Source organism: Paenibacillus sp. J22P15, from assembly GCF_056269345.1.
The window spans coordinates 102233-117565 of the sequence record NZ_JBWDNT010000001.1 but is presented as its reverse complement, the minus strand read 5'-3'; the positions used below and the strand labels follow the sequence as shown (position 1 = coordinate 117565).

The 15333-nt window shown below is 44.9% G+C and carries 16 protein-coding genes and 1 other annotated feature; of the genes, 1 reads left to right on the top strand and 15 read right to left on the bottom strand.

Going from position 1 to position 15333, the window contains the following annotated elements; translation table 11 throughout:
* Window positions 1-41 precede the first annotated feature (41 nt).
* The 6 genes from AC0YN6_RS00550 to lspA form a co-directional block, all read right to left on the bottom strand.
* Window positions 42-1328, bottom strand: coding sequence for a dihydroorotase (locus tag AC0YN6_RS00550; RefSeq protein ID WP_475744365.1), 1287 nt, complete (start codon window positions 1326-1328; stop codon window positions 42-44).
* A 40-nt stretch (window positions 1329-1368) separates the two neighbouring features.
* Complete coding sequence (locus tag AC0YN6_RS00545) at window positions 1369-2268, bottom strand: aspartate carbamoyltransferase catalytic subunit (RefSeq protein WP_475744363.1); 900 nt, start codon at window positions 2266-2268, stop codon at window positions 1369-1371.
* The gene (gene pyrR / locus AC0YN6_RS00540; protein WP_475744362.1) at window positions 2265-2840 is read right to left on the bottom strand and encodes a bifunctional pyr operon transcriptional regulator/uracil phosphoribosyltransferase PyrR; all 576 of its coding nucleotides are present in this window, start codon (window positions 2838-2840) and stop codon (window positions 2265-2267) included. The genes AC0YN6_RS00545 and pyrR overlap by 4 nt, the downstream gene beginning before the upstream one ends.
* A gap of 338 nt (window positions 2841-3178) precedes the next feature.
* Window positions 3179-4414 carry an LL-diaminopimelate aminotransferase gene (locus tag AC0YN6_RS00535; RefSeq protein ID WP_475744360.1) on the bottom strand — a complete coding sequence of 412 codons (1236 nt, stop codon included), beginning with the start codon at window positions 4412-4414 and terminating at the stop codon, window positions 3179-3181.
* A gap of 118 nt (window positions 4415-4532) precedes the next feature.
* Window positions 4533-5471: an RluA family pseudouridine synthase gene (locus AC0YN6_RS00530; protein WP_475744359.1), complete on the bottom strand. Its 939-nt coding sequence runs from the start codon at window positions 5469-5471 to the stop codon at window positions 4533-4535.
* Window positions 5452-5973, bottom strand: a complete 522-nt coding sequence (gene lspA, locus AC0YN6_RS00525; RefSeq protein ID WP_475744358.1) for a signal peptidase II — start codon at window positions 5971-5973, stop codon at window positions 5452-5454. The genes AC0YN6_RS00530 and lspA overlap by 20 nt, the downstream gene beginning before the upstream one ends.
* A 228-nt stretch (window positions 5974-6201) precedes the next feature.
* Here lspA and AC0YN6_RS00520 point away from each other — a divergent pair, with 228 nt between their 5' ends.
* Window positions 6202-6933, top strand: coding sequence for a TraR/DksA C4-type zinc finger protein (locus tag AC0YN6_RS00520; RefSeq protein WP_475744357.1), 732 nt, complete (start codon window positions 6202-6204; stop codon window positions 6931-6933).
* On the opposite strand, the gene AC0YN6_RS00515 is transcribed toward AC0YN6_RS00520, so the two are convergent.
* From AC0YN6_RS00515 to AC0YN6_RS00475, 9 genes are all read right to left on the bottom strand, one after another.
* Window positions 6934-7272 (bottom strand): DUF5665 domain-containing protein, encoded by a 339-nt coding sequence (locus AC0YN6_RS00515; RefSeq protein WP_475744356.1) that lies wholly within the window; start codon window positions 7270-7272, stop codon window positions 6934-6936. It lies immediately after the preceding gene.
* A gap of 144 nt (window positions 7273-7416) precedes the next feature.
* The gene (gene ileS, locus AC0YN6_RS00510; RefSeq protein ID WP_475744354.1) at window positions 7417-10515 is read right to left on the bottom strand and encodes an isoleucine--tRNA ligase; all 3099 of its coding nucleotides are present in this window, start codon (window positions 10513-10515) and stop codon (window positions 7417-7419) included.
* Window positions 10516-10563: 48 nt separating this feature from the next.
* Window positions 10564-10868, bottom strand: a binding site (T-box leader).
* Between the two features lie 78 nt (window positions 10869-10946).
* Window positions 10947-11444: a DivIVA domain-containing protein gene (locus AC0YN6_RS00505; protein ID WP_475744353.1), complete on the bottom strand. Its 498-nt coding sequence runs from the start codon at window positions 11442-11444 to the stop codon at window positions 10947-10949.
* Window positions 11445-11539: 95 nt separating this feature from the next.
* Window positions 11540-12322 (bottom strand): YlmH family RNA-binding protein, encoded by a 783-nt coding sequence (locus AC0YN6_RS00500; RefSeq protein ID WP_475744351.1) that lies wholly within the window; start codon window positions 12320-12322, stop codon window positions 11540-11542.
* An 18-nt stretch (window positions 12323-12340) separates the two neighbouring features.
* Window positions 12341-12607 carry a YggT family protein gene (locus AC0YN6_RS00495; RefSeq protein WP_475744349.1) on the bottom strand — a complete coding sequence of 89 codons (267 nt, stop codon included), beginning with the start codon at window positions 12605-12607 and terminating at the stop codon, window positions 12341-12343.
* Between the two features lie 10 nt (window positions 12608-12617).
* Complete coding sequence (locus tag AC0YN6_RS00490) at window positions 12618-13073, bottom strand: cell division protein SepF (RefSeq protein WP_475744348.1); 456 nt, start codon at window positions 13071-13073, stop codon at window positions 12618-12620.
* Between the two features lie 3 nt (window positions 13074-13076).
* Window positions 13077-13796, bottom strand: a complete 720-nt coding sequence (locus tag AC0YN6_RS00485; RefSeq protein ID WP_475744347.1) for a YggS family pyridoxal phosphate-dependent enzyme — start codon at window positions 13794-13796, stop codon at window positions 13077-13079.
* 3 nt (window positions 13797-13799) lie between these two features.
* Window positions 13800-14651 (bottom strand): peptidoglycan editing factor PgeF, encoded by an 852-nt coding sequence (pgeF, locus tag AC0YN6_RS00480; protein WP_475744346.1) that lies wholly within the window; start codon window positions 14649-14651, stop codon window positions 13800-13802.
* Between the two features lie 181 nt (window positions 14652-14832).
* On the bottom strand, window positions 14833-15114 hold the full coding sequence (locus AC0YN6_RS00475) for a YlmC/YmxH family sporulation protein (RefSeq protein WP_475744344.1): 282 nt from the start codon (window positions 15112-15114) through the stop codon (window positions 14833-14835).
* Window positions 15115-15333: the final 219 nt, after the last annotated feature.

Here is a 15333-nt window from a genome sequence, read left to right as displayed (position 1 = left end):
GTTGATTGTCCCAATATATTGGCTTTAATAAGTAAATGGTATTATTCTGACCAAACGACAGCGCCGTCTACAATCGTAGTTACAGGCCAGCCGCTAAGCTTCCATCCGCCAAAAGGCGTATTGTTGCTTTTCGAAGCAAATGTGCTTGGATCAACCGCACGCTCGCTATTCAAATCTACAATCGTAACATCCGCAGGCGCACCTTGCTCCAAACGTCCTGTTGGCAGTCTGAAAACACGAGCTGGGTCTGCAGTCATACGCTGCAGCAAGAAGCCAAGCGTCCACTTACCCGTTTGAACAAACTTTGTGTAAAGGAGCGGAAAAGCCGTTTCGAACCCTACGATACCAAATGGTGCAAGCTGCACGCCGCGAGCCTTCTCTTCTGCGCTATGCGGTGCGTGATCTGTTACGACCATATCGATCGTTCCATCTTCAATCGCTTCAATAACCGCTTGAACATCACGAGGTGTGCGTAGTGGAGGATTCATCTTCCAATTAGCATCATCAAGACCTGGGATATCCTCATCGGACAATATCAGGTGATGCGGGCAAACCTCAGCAGTTACGCGAACTCCGATTTGCTTAGCAAGGCGGATTAACCGTACCGATTGCTCAGTACTAACGTGGCATACATGATAGTGAACGCCAGTCGCTTCCGCTAGTAGTACGTCTCTTCCAACATGAATCGCCTCTGATTCATTCGGAATGCCTTTCAAGCCATGCTTGCGTGAGAATTCGCCTTCCGATGCCCAAGCGCCTTCAACCAAAGTGTCATCCTCGCAGTGAGCGATAATCGGCATATCCATCGACTTTGCAAGTGCCATTGCGTTTTTCATCATTTGAGCATTTTGAACGCCTACTCCGTCATCCGTGAAGCCTATAGCCCCTGCTTCTTTCAAGGAAGCAAAATCAGTCAATTCGCGGCCAAGCTCATTTTTTGTAATTGAAGCGTATGGTAATACCTTCACTACACCTACTTGTTCAGCCTTGTTCGTGATGTAACGAACCGTTTCCGCCGTATCCGTTACAGGGCGAGTGTTAGGCATACAAGCAATCGTTGTAAATCCACCCTTAGCAGCAGATCGTGTTCCTGTAGCAATATCTTCTTTATATTCAAACCCAGGATCGCGTAAATGAACGTGCATATCGATAAAGCCTGGCGATACCAACTTGCCTTGTGCGTCAATGACTTCAGCGCTGCCTGTATCAATTGCCTCGGCACCATCTATGATCGCTTCGATTTTGCCGTTTTCAATTCGAATATGCTTACTTTCTAAGCTGCCCGAAGTTTCATTCCATACGTTACCGTTAATAATCCATAATGACATTGTCGTTTCACCCTCCGGATTTCAATCTATGATGCTATTGTTAGCTAAGTGCCCGTTCTACAACCGCCATGCGGATTGGAACACCATTCTCCATTTGTGGAAAAATGCGTGATTGTGGATGCTCAACCAGCTCATCGTCAATCTCTACATTGCGATTAATCGGAGCAGGATGCATGATAATAGCGTGATTAGCAAGCTTGCTCGCTCTTTCCACTGTCAAGCCGTATTGCTCGCGGTAATTTTCTGCAGAACTCAGCATGCCGCTCTCATGACGCTCCAGCTGTACGCGCAGCATCATAACAACATCTGATTTCATTGCTTCATCTATTGACACATAAGAGACATCTAGCTCTGAAGCCTGCATATTCGGCGGTGAGCAAAAGTTCACATTCACTCCGAATTTTTGCAGCGCCCACAAATTTGATCTTGCAACACGGCTGTGCTGCACGTCTCCGATAATCGAGACCGTCAATCCTTTGAGTTGTCCAAAATGCTTACGCATTGTGTACATATCGAGCAGTGCTTGTGTTGGATGCTCATTATTGCCATCTCCGGCATTAATCAGAGGCACCTTAATCTTCGTTGCCAGTTCAGCAAGCACGCCAATCGGTTTCAAACGAATAATACCAACATCAATTCCCATCGATTCAAGCGTGCGTACTGTATCGTAAATCGATTCGCCCTTCTGCACACTCGAGACGGCAGCGGAGAAATTTAGCACTTCAGTTCCAAGACGTTTCTCAGCTACCTCGAATGAAAAGCGCGTCCGAGTGCTGTTCTCAAAAAACATGTTAGCTGCAAATTTGCCTTGCATCGTCGTGTGTACTTTGCTTGAATGATTCTCCCAATAAGCAGCGCGATCAAGAATTGATTCAATCTCTTCTTGGCTTAAATCTTTTAATCCGAGCAAACTCCGTTGCTTAAGTTGTGTAATCGTCATCCGGCTTGCCCCCTCTGGTTAATAATAGTTACTTGGTCAATTAGGTCGATTTCAGAAAGAGCCACATCAATTTCCTCCTGCTTCGAGGTTGGAACGTTTTTGCCGACAAAATCAGGTCGAATCGGCAGTTCTCGATGTCCTCTGTCTACAAGTACAGCCAGTTGAATGCTTTGCGGCCGTCCGCAATCCATAAGTGCATCCATCGCCGCCCTAATCGTGCGTCCCGTATACAATACGTCATCGAACAAAATGATGCGTTTGTCTTGAACCGTAAAGGGCACGCCGTCGGTATCGCCAATTGCTGCTGCTACTTCCACGTCTGCGGCAATGACTGCTTTGCGATCATCGCGGTAATGAGTAATATCAAGCTCACTCACCGGAACAGGCTTTCCTTCGATTTCACCAATGCGCTCTGCAATTCGGCGAGCTAGGTAGATCCCCCTCGTTCGAATGCCAATGATCACACAGTTATCGATGCCCTTGTTCTTCTCCACAATTTCATGAGCAATTCGCGTTAATGCCCGGCGAATTGCCGTTTCATCCATGATGACCAAATGCTCTTCTTCCGTCATTTCCGCTGACTCCCTCCATAATCGTCCAAATTGACAGGTTGCGACAAAAAACTCCTTGCATTAAATCGCAAGGAGTTTGTGAGTAGGCATGAAGAGATAGATACAAGCCCCTGCCGCTCTCGTCACAGAGAGCGGCGTATTAGGCTGTCCTATTCTTCTCTTCTATAGACCTGTTATTCACGCTACCTTGCCAGCCTCTCGGGACTGAGTTAAAGGTACTGCTGTATATCATAGGAATTATCCCACATTCGACAAAAGAAGTCAAGTAAAAACGAATTTTTCCGCTTGTACTTAGTGTGATCCAATCCCGATGAACTATGCGAGGATAGCGTTGGTTACTATAGGCTTAGCTTACGAATTCTTTCTACTGCTTTTTGTGTATTCTCAAGACTACCGAAAGCAGTAAGACGGAAATAACCTTGGCCGCTTTGGCCAAATCCTACACCTGGAGTTCCAACGATATTTGCTTCTGTAAGAAGCTTATCGAAGAATGACCAGGAATCCATACCGTTAGGTGTTTTTAGCCAAATATACGGAGCATTGACCCCGCCAAACACCTCTAGACCAATGGATGCTAGGCCGTCACGAATAATTGCAGCATTTTTCATGTAATAATCAACCAGTGACTTGATCTGTTCTTTGCCCTCTTCCGAGTAAATAGCAGCAGCTCCACGTTGTGTAACGTAAGATACGCCATTAAATTTCGTCGTATGACGGCGATTCCACAAATCGTTAATCAGCACCTCGTTGCCAGAATCATCTAGACCTTTAAGCTCGCGCGGAACAACTGTGTAAGCACAACGTACGCCCGTAAAGCCTGCTGTTTTGGAGAAGCTGCGGAATTCAATCGCTACTTCGCGCGCACCCTCAATTTCGTAAATCGTATGAGGAACATCCTCTTCTTGAATATAAGCTTCATATGCAGAATCATAAAGGATGATGCAGTTGTTTGCTTTCGCATAATCAACCCATACTTTAAGCTCTTCCTTTGTAAGCGTCATTCCCGTCGGATTGTTCGGGTAGCACAAGTAAATAATATCTACTTTACGATTAGGAAGGCTTGGCTTGAAGTCATTCTCAGCCGTACACTCCAAATAGGCAATGTTTTCATAACGCTTTGTTTCTTGGTTGTATTTGCCCGAGCGGCCAGCCATAACATTCGTATCAACGTATACCGGGTAAACAGGATCTTGAACCGCAACGATACTATTCTGGCTAAAGATCTCTTGAATATTACCCACGTCACATTTGGAGCCATCGCTTACGAACACTTCGTTTGAAGCGATGTCAACGCCGCGTGATTTATAGTCATTCTCGATAATCGCATCAATTAGAAAATCGTAGCCTTGTTCAGGTCCGTATCCACGGAACGAGCCTGGAGCTGCCAGCTCATCCACAGCACTATGCATCGCATTAAGAACTGCACTCGGCAAGCCGCGTGTAACATCGCCTATGCCTAAGCTTATTATTTCAGCATTTGGATTTTCTTGAATGAATTTCGTACGGCGTTTTGCAATTTCAGAGAACAAATAGCTGCCTTGCAGCTCCAAGTAATTTTGGTTAATGGAAGTCATTTCACATCACCTATCCTTATTTTCATTTACTTCAGTTGTTATTAATTAGAATAACGTACTTAGGTGCTTGAAATAATGAATAATGTGGTGAAAAGTTTGTACTATTGAACAAATTGCTTTATCTGGAGCGCAAGCTGCTTAGTACATATTCAAAGTCTGCCGGCAAAGGCATTTCAAATTCCAACCGTTCTCCGCTTCTCGGATGTGTAAAGCCAAGCAGCGTGGCGTGCAAAGCTTGTCCTTTTAAGGCTACCGTCTTATTCCGACCATAGACCGGATCTCCCGCCAGCGGGTGTCCGATGTATTTCATATGCACACGAATTTGATGGGTACGTCCCGTTTCAAGCTGCAGCTCTACAATCGTGTAATCGCCTAAGCGCTCAATTACGTGGAAGTGAGTTACAGCGTGTCTGCTGTTGTGCTCTGTTACTGTAAACAGCTTCCTATCGTTCAAATCACGCCCAATCGGCGCATCAATCGTCCCTTGGTCATGCGGCAAATTGCCGTGTACCAATGCAATATATTTACGGGTTACCGTATGCTCCTTGAGCTGTTCGGCAAGTGAAACGTGAGCTAGATCATTTTTGGCAGCCATTAATAATCCGGTTGTGTCTTTGTCAATACGGTGAACAATACCCGGACGGATCATTCCATTAATGCCAGACAAATCCTTGCAGTGATACATCAAAGCATTGACTAGCGTGCCTGATGAATGACCCGGTGCAGGATGAACGACCATGCCACGTTTTTTGTTGATGACAATTACATCTGAATCCTCGTAAATAATCTCAAGAGGTATGTTCTCAGGTACTATTGCAGCTTCTTCGGGCTCGGGAATTTGTAAAACAACGCGATTGCCCTCTGCTACCTTCACGTTCGCTTTTGCTAATTTGCCATCGACTTGCACGGCCCCTGCCTTGATCCATTCTTGTACTTGTGTTCTCGATACGCCTTGATCGTCAATACTGTCAGTTACAAACTTATCTACTCGCTCGCCGGATTGCTCCGCCTCTACGACCCATTCCAACGGTTCTTCATTATACAGGTTGCTGCTCATGATTGTTTTGATCCTTGTCCTCTCCATTTTGCAAAGAATTTTTCTCATCTTTAGCTGCTAATAAGGTGTCAATTAATATTAATATTACACCACATACAATCGCCGAATCCGCTACGTTAAAGATTGGGAAACTATAGCTGCCGAAATTAAACTGCAGGAAATCAACAACTTCCCCGTAACGTGCGCGGTCGATAAAATTACCAATCGCGCCGCCAAGTACAAGCCCTAGCCCAACTAACAGCCACGCTTTAGCTGTCTTGCGTACTGCCTGTAAATAAACAATAATTCCGATTACAATGATAACGGTGACGATGATGAAAAAAAGTCGTTGCTCTTGCAAAATACCAAATGCTGCACCACGATTTCGATGCGATGTGATGAGAAAAAAATTACCGATAACGCTAATTTGATCCCCGATTTCTAATTTTGTTTCAATTAACTTCTTTGTTACAAAATCAAGGATTAACACCAGTACCGCTATCCAGTAATAATAAAAACGCATCGTATCACTCCTATTTTTTTGTAAAGCAGCGTTTTCCACTCGAGAAACGCTTCGATAAAAACCTACAAACATCATTAACTTAACAAGTTTGCTAATCAATTGTAGCATATTGGACTAAACAAGAGCCAGCGTTCGACGTTGTTCTTCCATTGAAGACCATACTGAAAATCCGATTTTCAGCAAAAGCTAATACAGCAACTATGTTCCCTGCTAAGGAGGGTGCTCAACATGACAATCGCAACAACCGCTCATTTCCAGATGCTGCAAAGCAGATTATTAGATGAGCAACGTGAAATTGAGAAGCGGCTTGAAGAAAATGAACATTTTGGCTTAGCGCATTCCCTTCGCGACGATACCGGTGAGCTTTCTGCAATCGACAATCATCCCGCTGATGTCGCTACGGAGCTTTATGAACGAGCAAAGGATGTTGCCTTGCACGAGCAAGAGGAACTGCATCTTGGCCGCATTGAGGCAGCATTAACCGCAATTGCTGATGGCACATACGGCATCTGCAAAACTTGCAGTGAGCCTATTCCACTCGAACGTCTAGATGCAGTACCGGACACGCTTCATTGTATTGAACACGCGCCGCGGCAGCATTTAACCTATCGCAGGCCCGTTGAAGAACTAGTCCTCGATCCCCCATTCGGCCGCACAAGCATGGATGAGCATGATTCCATCAATGGCTTTGACGGCGAGGATGCTTGGCAAATTGTGGAGCAATGGGGAAATTCCGATTCACCAGCCATGTCCGAGAACCGAGATGTCGAAGACTATGACCATGTAGGCATTGAAGCCTTCGAGAATGATGGATTCGTCGAATCGATTGAAAGCTTTCTTGCGACCGATATTACAGGCCGTCATGTCACTGTCATTCGAAATCGAGAGTATCGTCACTACTTAGAATCGGATGAAGGGGATCATGGATTAGAATCAGACATTGCTGACGAAGGTCTGTAACTAATACATCTTTCCTTCAAGCTGGATTTGGACTATTCGAACAATGTCCGCAATGTAGTCACCGATTATCGGCAAGTTCAGCGCTCCTAATATACGTAAGACATAAAGAATGGTCGCAGCAAAAAAAGTAAAACCGATAGCGATTCCAACGCCTTTAGCTGTACCAGCGAGCAAGTTTTTCCAAATCATCGTCCATGGTCGATTAAGGAGATTAACATAGTCCGCTATTTGGGTATGCTCCATTTCGGCGGCTAACGTTTGCAGTCGTTTATCAAGCTTGCTGAGTGAAGATTGTAACTCGTTCAAATTTTTCGGCTGTTCCGGGTTATTTGTTGTCATACGAGCCATCCCCTCTGTCAAACAATAAAACGAGGCCAGACCTGACGGACATTGCATGCTTCGCGACTTTCCCATCGCAAGCTGCAGCTGTCTGTAGGGGACGGCCTCGTTTTTTTACTTGTTAATTTCCTTTATACTATAACCTTATCCGCGAATGAAAATCCCTATTTCCTTGTCGCCCAGCATAACTTTTTCCATCTCTGATTCTACACCATAGACTACCGTCTGCACTAACACATTGTCATGCAGTACTTGTGCAAACGCATCAAGCGCCGCTTTCAGCTCTCCATCGACATTGAGCACGAGATCAATACGTTTCTCAATCGGCAGATCCAATTTTTTACGTGTATCCTGAACGGCACGAATCACTTCGCGCACCCAGCCCTCTTGCTCTAGCTCGGCTGTAATATCCGTATTTAGTGCTACGGTAACACCATTTCCAGATGCGGATGCAAAGCCTGATTTCGCCTGCTTCTCAACCAATAGCTCATCAACAGTGATTGATAGCTGTTCGCCTTCTGCACTTGTGAAGTCGAAGCTTCCGCCATTTACGATGCTGCGCGTTTGCTCTGCTGACAAACCTTTCAGTTGACCTTGAATAGGACCAACGTTTTTACCGTATTTTTTACCGGCAACTTTAAGATTTAGCTTCAGTGTGAAATCAACGAAACCACTATCCGAATTTTGGACCGTTATTGCTTTTACATTGATTTCATCCTTCACGATATCCTCAAAGTCCGCAACATTAAACTCACGGTCTAGTGACACGATCAATTCCGACAAAGGCTGACGAGTCTTAATCCCTGTCTCGTTACGAACGTTGCGTGCAAGCTCAACGATTTGTTTCGCGCTTTCCATGTCGCGTTCCAAAGTCTCGTCGATCAGAGCCTCATCCGCTTTCGGATAATCCGCCAAATGTACGCTGCCAACTCCGCCAAGGTTTCCGTATACATCTTCTGCAAGCAAAGGAGTATATGGAGCAATGAGACGTGAGAGGGTAAGCAATACACTGCGAAGTGTTTGATAAGCTGCTATTTTATCTGCTGAAAGCCCGCTTCCCCAGAACCGGTCACGCGAACGGCGGATATACCAGTTGCTCAGCTCATCAACAAAAGTTTCGATCGATTTCGCTGGATTTAAGAAATCATTAACTACAAGACCCTTGTTCACCGAATTGATCAAGCTGTTCAGACGTGAGATAATCCAACGGTCCAGCTTGTTGTCTGATTTGGACTCCTCATGAGCAGAATAATCGAATCCGTCGATCGAAGCATACAAAGCGAAAAACGCATGTGTATTTACGATCGTATCGATAACCTTCGATTTCGCTTCACCAACAATACCGCGCGAGAATCGTTTGCTGTTCCAAGGAGCGCTGTCAGCAAGCAGCGCCCAACGGAAAGCGTCTGTTCCATATTCATTGATGATTTCCCAAGGATCGATAACATTCCCCTTCGACTTGGACATCTTCTGTCCGTTCTCATCCAAAATATGACCAGTCGAGATGACCGCTTTGTATGGCGCTTTGCCATTGTATAGCGTCGATACAGCAAGCAGACTGTAGAACCAGCCGCGAGTTTGGTCGATACCCTCACAAATAATATCTGCCGGATATTGATCAGCGAATTGCTGTTCGTTCTCGAATGGGTGATGATGCTGTGCAAATGGCATTGAACCGCTATCGAACCAAACATCGATAACTTCAGGAGTACGTGTCATTTCAGCACCCTCAGCAAAAGGTGATTTCAGCTTAATGTCATCTACATATGGTTTATGAAGCTCGATATCCTCAGGAACGTCGCCGATTGCCATTGCACGTAAATCAGCAATACTGCTTGGAGAATACTCTTTGCCTGTCACATCGCATACCCACACGTTAAGCGGTGTACCCCAATAACGATTGCGGCTGATGTTCCAATCCACCAGATCCTCCAAAAACTTACCGAAGCGCCCTTCGCGTATATGACCAGGATACCAATCTACGCTATTGTTATTCGCAATCAGTTGATCCTTAACTGCCGTTGTTTTGATAAACCAACTTTCCATTGCATAATAGATAAGCGGCGATTTGCAGCGCCAGCAGAACGGATAGCTATGCTCGTAACGCTCCTTCGAATATAGAAGACCACGTTCGCTCAGGTTTTTGACGATATCAATATCAAGCTCTGCGTCTTTCACAAAACGACCTGCAAAGTCAGTAACCTCTGTCGTATAACGACCTGCTAAATCAACAACACTCAGCATGCTGATTCCGTTCTCGCGAGAAACACGGTAATCGTCCTCACCATGCGCCGGCGCAATATGAACAATACCCGTACCGCTTGTATCACTAACGAAATCGCCAGCAATGACGATATGTCCTTTTTCCACAGTTACATATTGGAATGGCGGCTCGTAGCTAAGACCAACTAGTTCAGCGCCTTTCAATACAGATAAAACTTCGTAGCCATCCTTCAGAACGCTCTCCGCTAGATTTTGAGCTACGATATATACTTCACCGTTTTTGGAAGCGCGGATGTAATCGAGCTCTGGATTTACAGCTAGCGCCACATTTGCAGGCAGCGTCCATGGTGTTGTCGTCCAAGCTAGAACGAATTCACCAGATTGCACAAGCTTAAATTTCGCTGTTGCGCTTAGATCCTTAACATCCTCATAACCTTGTGCAACTTCATGCGAGCTGAGCGTTGTTTGACAATCTGGGCAATATGGACTTACACGATGTCCGCGATACAGCAAACCTTTACCGTGAATGGTCGATAAAATATTCCATACGCTCTCGATGTATTCATTTTTAAGCGTGATATAAGGATTGTCTAGATCAGTCCAATAAGCGATTGCTTCAGTAAGCTCACGCCATTGCTTCTCATATTCAAATACGCTGGCTTTACATTTTTTCACAAACTTTTCAACGCCGTAATCCTCGATATCCTGCTTGCCAGAGATGCCTAACTGCTTCTCCACTCCAAGCTCTACTGGAAGTCCGTGCGTATCCCAGCCCGCTTTACGGATAACACGATAGCCATCCATCGTCTTATAGCGGCAAATAAAGTCTTTAATTACGCGTCCAAGTACATGACCGATATGCGGTGCTCCATTAGCAGTTGGCGGGCCTTCATAAAATACGAAATTAGGTTTGCCTTCCCGATTAGTGATTGAGTTTTTGAAGGTATCATCTGTTTTCCATTGTTCCAAGACACGCAGCTCACGGCTGCGGGCACGTTCCTTAACGTCTACGCGTTGCATCGTTCCAGCCTCCTATTTTTTAAACAAAAATAAAGCCTCATCCCTATGAGAAGGGACGAGGCTTAGTCGCGTTACCACCCTTGTTCCGCATCTGATGCTGAAATCCAGCAAACAGGTTTAATGAAAACAATCAGCTCGCTAGAGCTGTGCTTCATGCGGCACCTTAGTCGCGAGCATAAAGCTCGCGTTCCCTATAACGGGGGACAACCGTCAGCACTTACTGCTGCATTCGCAGGTTCGGCGCCGCTTCTCAGAGAGGATATTCCGCAATAGCTCACACACCGGGCTTTCAGCTGCTGCCGGCTCTCTGAGGAGTGAACTTAAAACGTACTTGTTCTCATCAACGAAGTTTAGATCATGAATTAATTACTATTAGTTATAGCGTAAAAACAGGCTAAATGTCAAATAACATTTAGCCTGTTTTTTATTATTTAGCCGCGAGTCAATTCATGCTCCGCTTGTCTCGTTTGCGGTTCTAACGTATCCCAACCGTCAACAGAGAGCAACTCAAGCTGAGCTTCAACGAGGGTACGGAAACGAGCACGATAAACTGATGCTTGTTTTTTAAGCTCTTCGACTTCAAGAGAAACCTTACGAGACTTTGCAAGTGAATCGTTGATAATACGATCCGCATTTTTCTCGGATTCCTTGATAATCAGTTGAGCTTCCTTCTTCGCATTGCTTCTAACTTCGTCAGCAGCTTCTTGTGCAACAATAATTGTTTTACTAAGTGTTTCTTCAATGTTCGTAAAGTGATTCAATCTTTCTTGCAAGCCCAGCACTTGATTTTGCATTTCTTTATTTTCACGAATGAGTGATTCATAGTCTTTGATGACTTGATCGAGAAATTCATTAACTTCATCCTCATCGTAGCCACGTAATCTCCGACCAAACTCTTTGTTATGTATGTCCAACGGCGATAACGGCATTGGAGCACCTCCTTATGGTATTTGAGACTTTCGTAACCGAATTACACTATTTGATGAGATTAATTCGACAACTGCAGGTAAATTCCTGCAATCGTTCAAATAAATTTGCCGATCTTCACTCGAATTCTGCCTTTTTTTGTCACGCCATCCATCTCTAGTACTTTAAACCGGCCAAGACCCTTGAATGACACAACGTCACCCACTCGGAGCTGCTCGGATGGATCTTCTTCCGATTTCCAATTCACCCTGCATCTTCCTGCTCGAATCGGATCTACGATTTTGGATCGGCTAATACGATATACATCGCTTGCAATCCCATCTAATCGCATGGAAGCAACTGACAAGCTCATTTCCTCCAGCTTCGGAAGAGAGATCTTCAGCTCGGTGAGAGGAAGTACGTCTGTCAGTACATTTATCCGATGAACCTGTCTAAGATGGATATTCAAGTAATCAGCAATTTCATCCAAAACAATGATATGACAAAAATGTTCATGCACATGAATGTCACCAACTCGGTCGCGTTTAATCCCAAGTCCAAGCAGCGCGCCCAAAAAATCACCATGATCCAGCTCCAGCTGAGCTTGTCCTGGCCCATTTACCTCAAGAACGGATATCCCCATCGCTTCATCGTCCAAGCTTCGATAATCCGGACCAATAATAGCCCGCTTCCGTTCAGCTTGCTCATACCCGCCATCAAAGCGAACATTGACGTCGGGGTTGCGATTCGCCAAAATTGTCAATATTTGAGCTTGTCTTGGGTCCAAAAAATCGGTCCGCTTCAGCTCATGCTGATGTGCGGACCGCTCTATCCATTCCTCCGCCCGATCTACGAAAGGTTTCTCTTCGGGATGGAAATGATCATATATTCCTTGTTTCATAAGAACTCATTCCTTTAATCAAATAAAAAATCCGATTACAGCAATTAAGCCGTACGCTACAAATTGAAGAGCGAACACTGCAAGGATCGGAGAAAGATCAAGCATTCCTCCAATTGGCGGAATAAACTTTCTGAAAACTCCTAAATATGGCTCAACCAGCTTTCCTAGAAATACGCCGATAAAGCTTTCACGAGCGTTAGGCAACCAAGAAAGCAGCACATAACCAATAATCATAAATGTGTAAATCTTTTGCACCATCATAACGATACTATAAACTTGTTCCATTAACTCAAGGTCACCTCATTTTGTTGTAGTCGTTCTCCTCCGCCAGCATTTCCGTTATAGCACCTTGAATTTCGACTGAATCCGGCGTGCAAAGAAAAATATTGGGGCCTAGCTTAGAGATGCTCCCGCCTAAAGCGTACACGGTACCGCTTAAAAAATCAACAATCCGAACGGCAAGATCGTTACGAACACGTTGCAGATTAACGATAACAGCGCGGCGTGACCGCAAATGATCAGCAATTTCTTGTGCTTCATCATACGACCTTGGCTCGCTAAGCACCACACGGACATTTTTCTGCGAGTGTATGCTGACGACATTATTGCTCTTTGTGTTTTTACGTGCCTCGAAGGGAGAAGTTTCAGCTTCTTGTTCTTCTTGTTGTACAACACGTTCTCGCTCTACTACTACTTCTTCTTCTTCATCCTGCAATCCAAGAAAGCTCATAAACCGATTCATGACTCTCATCCCCTATTCCTCCTCTTTCCCTACTAAAATCGTACCAAGGCGAATCCATGTCGCTCCTTCTTCGATCGCAACATCAAAATCATTCGACATGCCCATTGATAATTGGGTGATGGTGTGTGGAATCTCAGAGCGCCATTGTAGTTCATCTCTCAGCTCGCGCAAAGCTCTGAAGACCGATCTGGTTTGTTCCGGTTCCGCTTCGTAAGGAGCCATCGTCATCAAGCCGATTGGCTTGATCGATTTGAACTGCGCAAGCTGCTCTACAAAAGGAAAGAGATCATCAGGTTCAATGCCTTGCTTGGAGTCTTCTCCAGAGACATTAACTTGAATAAAACAAGGAACAATAATATTAAGCTGGGAAGCCCGCTTATCAATTGCCTTAGCAAGCGATAGCCTGTCCAACGAATGCATGTATGTAAACTTCCCGATGACATCCTTCACCTTATTCGTTTGCAAAGAGCCGATAAAATGCCAGATAGGCTGATCCTCTGTAACCTGATCAACATTACCGCTTATCGCTTCCCATTTCGCTTGCGCGTCCTGCCAACGATTTTCTCCCAGATGAAGTAAGCCTTGCTCGAGTGCAGCCTTCGTCGTATCCAATGACACATATTTCGTAACTGCAATGATCTGAACATCATCTCGATTTCGCCCTGCACGCTTACAAGCCTTCAAAATTCTTTCTTCCACAAGCTCAATTCTATTCTTTAATGATAATGACATGTTTCACCTCTCCCGAATGCCGATCCAACTGGCCATTCGGCCGGTTAAGCCACCTTCTTTGCGATGGGAAAAAAATAAATCCCGTCTACATCCAGTGCACCACTCTGTTAATTCGATACGTATCGGCAAAATTCCTGCTTTTATCATAATCTGTCGGTTTATTTCTTTCAAGTCTAAGTTCGCCTTGCTGTCAGCGGCTAACTTTAGCATGGATTCCTCTTCTTCTCCAGTCAAATTCAGCTCATTCAAAAGAGCTTGCACTTGATTAATGACTGGACCATCCACCTCATAGCAGCAGCCGCCTATGGATGGCCCTATAGCTGCGACAAGCGCCTCTGGATTAGTTCCATAAGCTTTCTCCATTGCTCGGACCGTTTCTACAGCGATCTTCTGAACGGTTCCCTTCCAGCCAGCGTGCGCGAGTGCAACCGCATCATGATCTGGATCATAGAAATACAATGGAACACAGTCTGCATAAAAGGAGGTCAACAGCACGCCTGGTTCATCTGTCATAATAGCGTCGCAATCCTTCAGCACATCTGCTAGATCATCTTTACCTTTACCTCTGTCAGCTTGTGTTACTTTGCGCACGCGATTCCCATGCACCTGATCGGCGCAAGTCCACGCTTCAAAAGGCCAACCAATGCTATCTGTCATCAATCGTCTGTTCGATATAACATTGTCATCCTCATCCTTCACGTGCAGACCCATGTTCAAAGATGACCAAGGGCCTTTACTTACACCGCCCTGTCGTCCTGTAAACCCCACGCTTAACCGCTCATAACGCGCATTCCATTCAGACAATAAAAAAAGCGAAGGTCCCTTCGCTGATTGTTCGTGCTCAAATGCTTCCATTTTTTTATCACCTCTTAAAGGTTTGCGAAGCAAACCTACTTCGTAAGCATAAGCTAAGGTTTGCGAAGCAAACCTACTTCGTAAGCATAAGCTAAGGTTTGCGAAGCAAACCTACTTCGTAAGCATAAGCTAAGGTTTGCGAAGCAAATTAGCTTTGCTGGTATAGTCACAGTTTAGCGTTTTATGAGCGGGCGTGCAAATCATCTTCCTCAGTTCGAAGTTGTTTAGTGTCATCCATTCGAACGAGCACAACATCCGCCCCTATTTTAACAATATTACGCCATGGGATAACGACCTCCGTGCCGCCACCGCCAAACATCCCCAAAAACTTCGTATATTGGGGCACTACGATTGAGTCAATTCGTCCCTGCCGCAGATCAAGCTCTAAATCGGTTACTTGACCCAGCTTTTTTCCATCCACAATATTTATAACGTCCTTCGTCTGAAAATCAGATATTTTCATTTCCGCTCACCACTTTTCAAGTAGAGTGATCACCCGTTTATCTCTCCTATAACTATATGTGGAAATCGCCCAAAATGTCCTTCTTATCAAGAAAACGCGGATTATTTGAAAAAAAGCCCAGAAATAACTCTGAGCTCTTGAATAATTATTACATGGGATGGTATAAACGACATAAGCACCGAACTCTCAGTGTTCTTAATGCTTAGCGTTAGATTACCT

Excerpts from the sequence above, each read along its gene's own strand:
- AC0YN6_RS00550 (WP_475744365.1), bottom strand. The coding sequence starts at position 1,328 with ATGTCATTATGGATTATTAACGGTAACGTATGGAATGAAACTTCGGGC.
- AC0YN6_RS00545 (WP_475744363.1), bottom strand. The coding sequence starts at position 2,268 with ATGACGATTACACAACTTAAGCAACGGAGTTTGCTCGGATTAAAAGAT.
- pyrR (WP_475744362.1), bottom strand. The coding sequence starts at position 2,840 with ATGACGGAAGAAGAGCATTTGGTCATCATGGATGAAACGGCAATTCGC.
- AC0YN6_RS00535 (WP_475744360.1), bottom strand. The coding sequence starts at position 4,414 with ATGACTTCCATTAACCAAAATTACTTGGAGCTGCAAGGCAGCTATTTG.
- AC0YN6_RS00530 (WP_475744359.1), bottom strand. The coding sequence starts at position 5,471 with ATGAGCAGCAACCTGTATAATGAAGAACCGTTGGAATGGGTCGTAGAG.
- lspA (WP_475744358.1), bottom strand. The coding sequence starts at position 5,973 with ATGCGTTTTTATTATTACTGGATAGCGGTACTGGTGTTAATCCTTGAT.
- AC0YN6_RS00520 (WP_475744357.1), top strand. The coding sequence starts at position 6,202 with ATGACAATCGCAACAACCGCTCATTTCCAGATGCTGCAAAGCAGATTA.
- AC0YN6_RS00515 (WP_475744356.1), bottom strand. The coding sequence starts at position 7,272 with ATGACAACAAATAACCCGGAACAGCCGAAAAATTTGAACGAGTTACAA.
- ileS (WP_475744354.1), bottom strand. The coding sequence starts at position 10,515 with ATGCAACGCGTAGACGTTAAGGAACGTGCCCGCAGCCGTGAGCTGCGT.
- AC0YN6_RS00505 (WP_475744353.1), bottom strand. The coding sequence starts at position 11,444 with ATGCCGTTATCGCCGTTGGACATACATAACAAAGAGTTTGGTCGGAGA.
- AC0YN6_RS00500 (WP_475744351.1), bottom strand. The coding sequence starts at position 12,322 with ATGAAACAAGGAATATATGATCATTTCCATCCCGAAGAGAAACCTTTC.
- AC0YN6_RS00495 (WP_475744349.1), bottom strand. The coding sequence starts at position 12,607 with ATGGAACAAGTTTATAGTATCGTTATGATGGTGCAAAAGATTTACACA.
- AC0YN6_RS00490 (WP_475744348.1), bottom strand. The coding sequence starts at position 13,073 with ATGAGAGTCATGAATCGGTTTATGAGCTTTCTTGGATTGCAGGATGAA.
- AC0YN6_RS00485 (WP_475744347.1), bottom strand. The coding sequence starts at position 13,796 with ATGTCATTATCATTAAAGAATAGAATTGAGCTTGTGGAAGAAAGAATT.
- pgeF (WP_475744346.1), bottom strand. The coding sequence starts at position 14,651 with ATGGAAGCATTTGAGCACGAACAATCAGCGAAGGGACCTTCGCTTTTT.
- AC0YN6_RS00475 (WP_475744344.1), bottom strand. The coding sequence starts at position 15,114 with ATGAAAATATCTGATTTTCAGACGAAGGACGTTATAAATATTGTGGAT.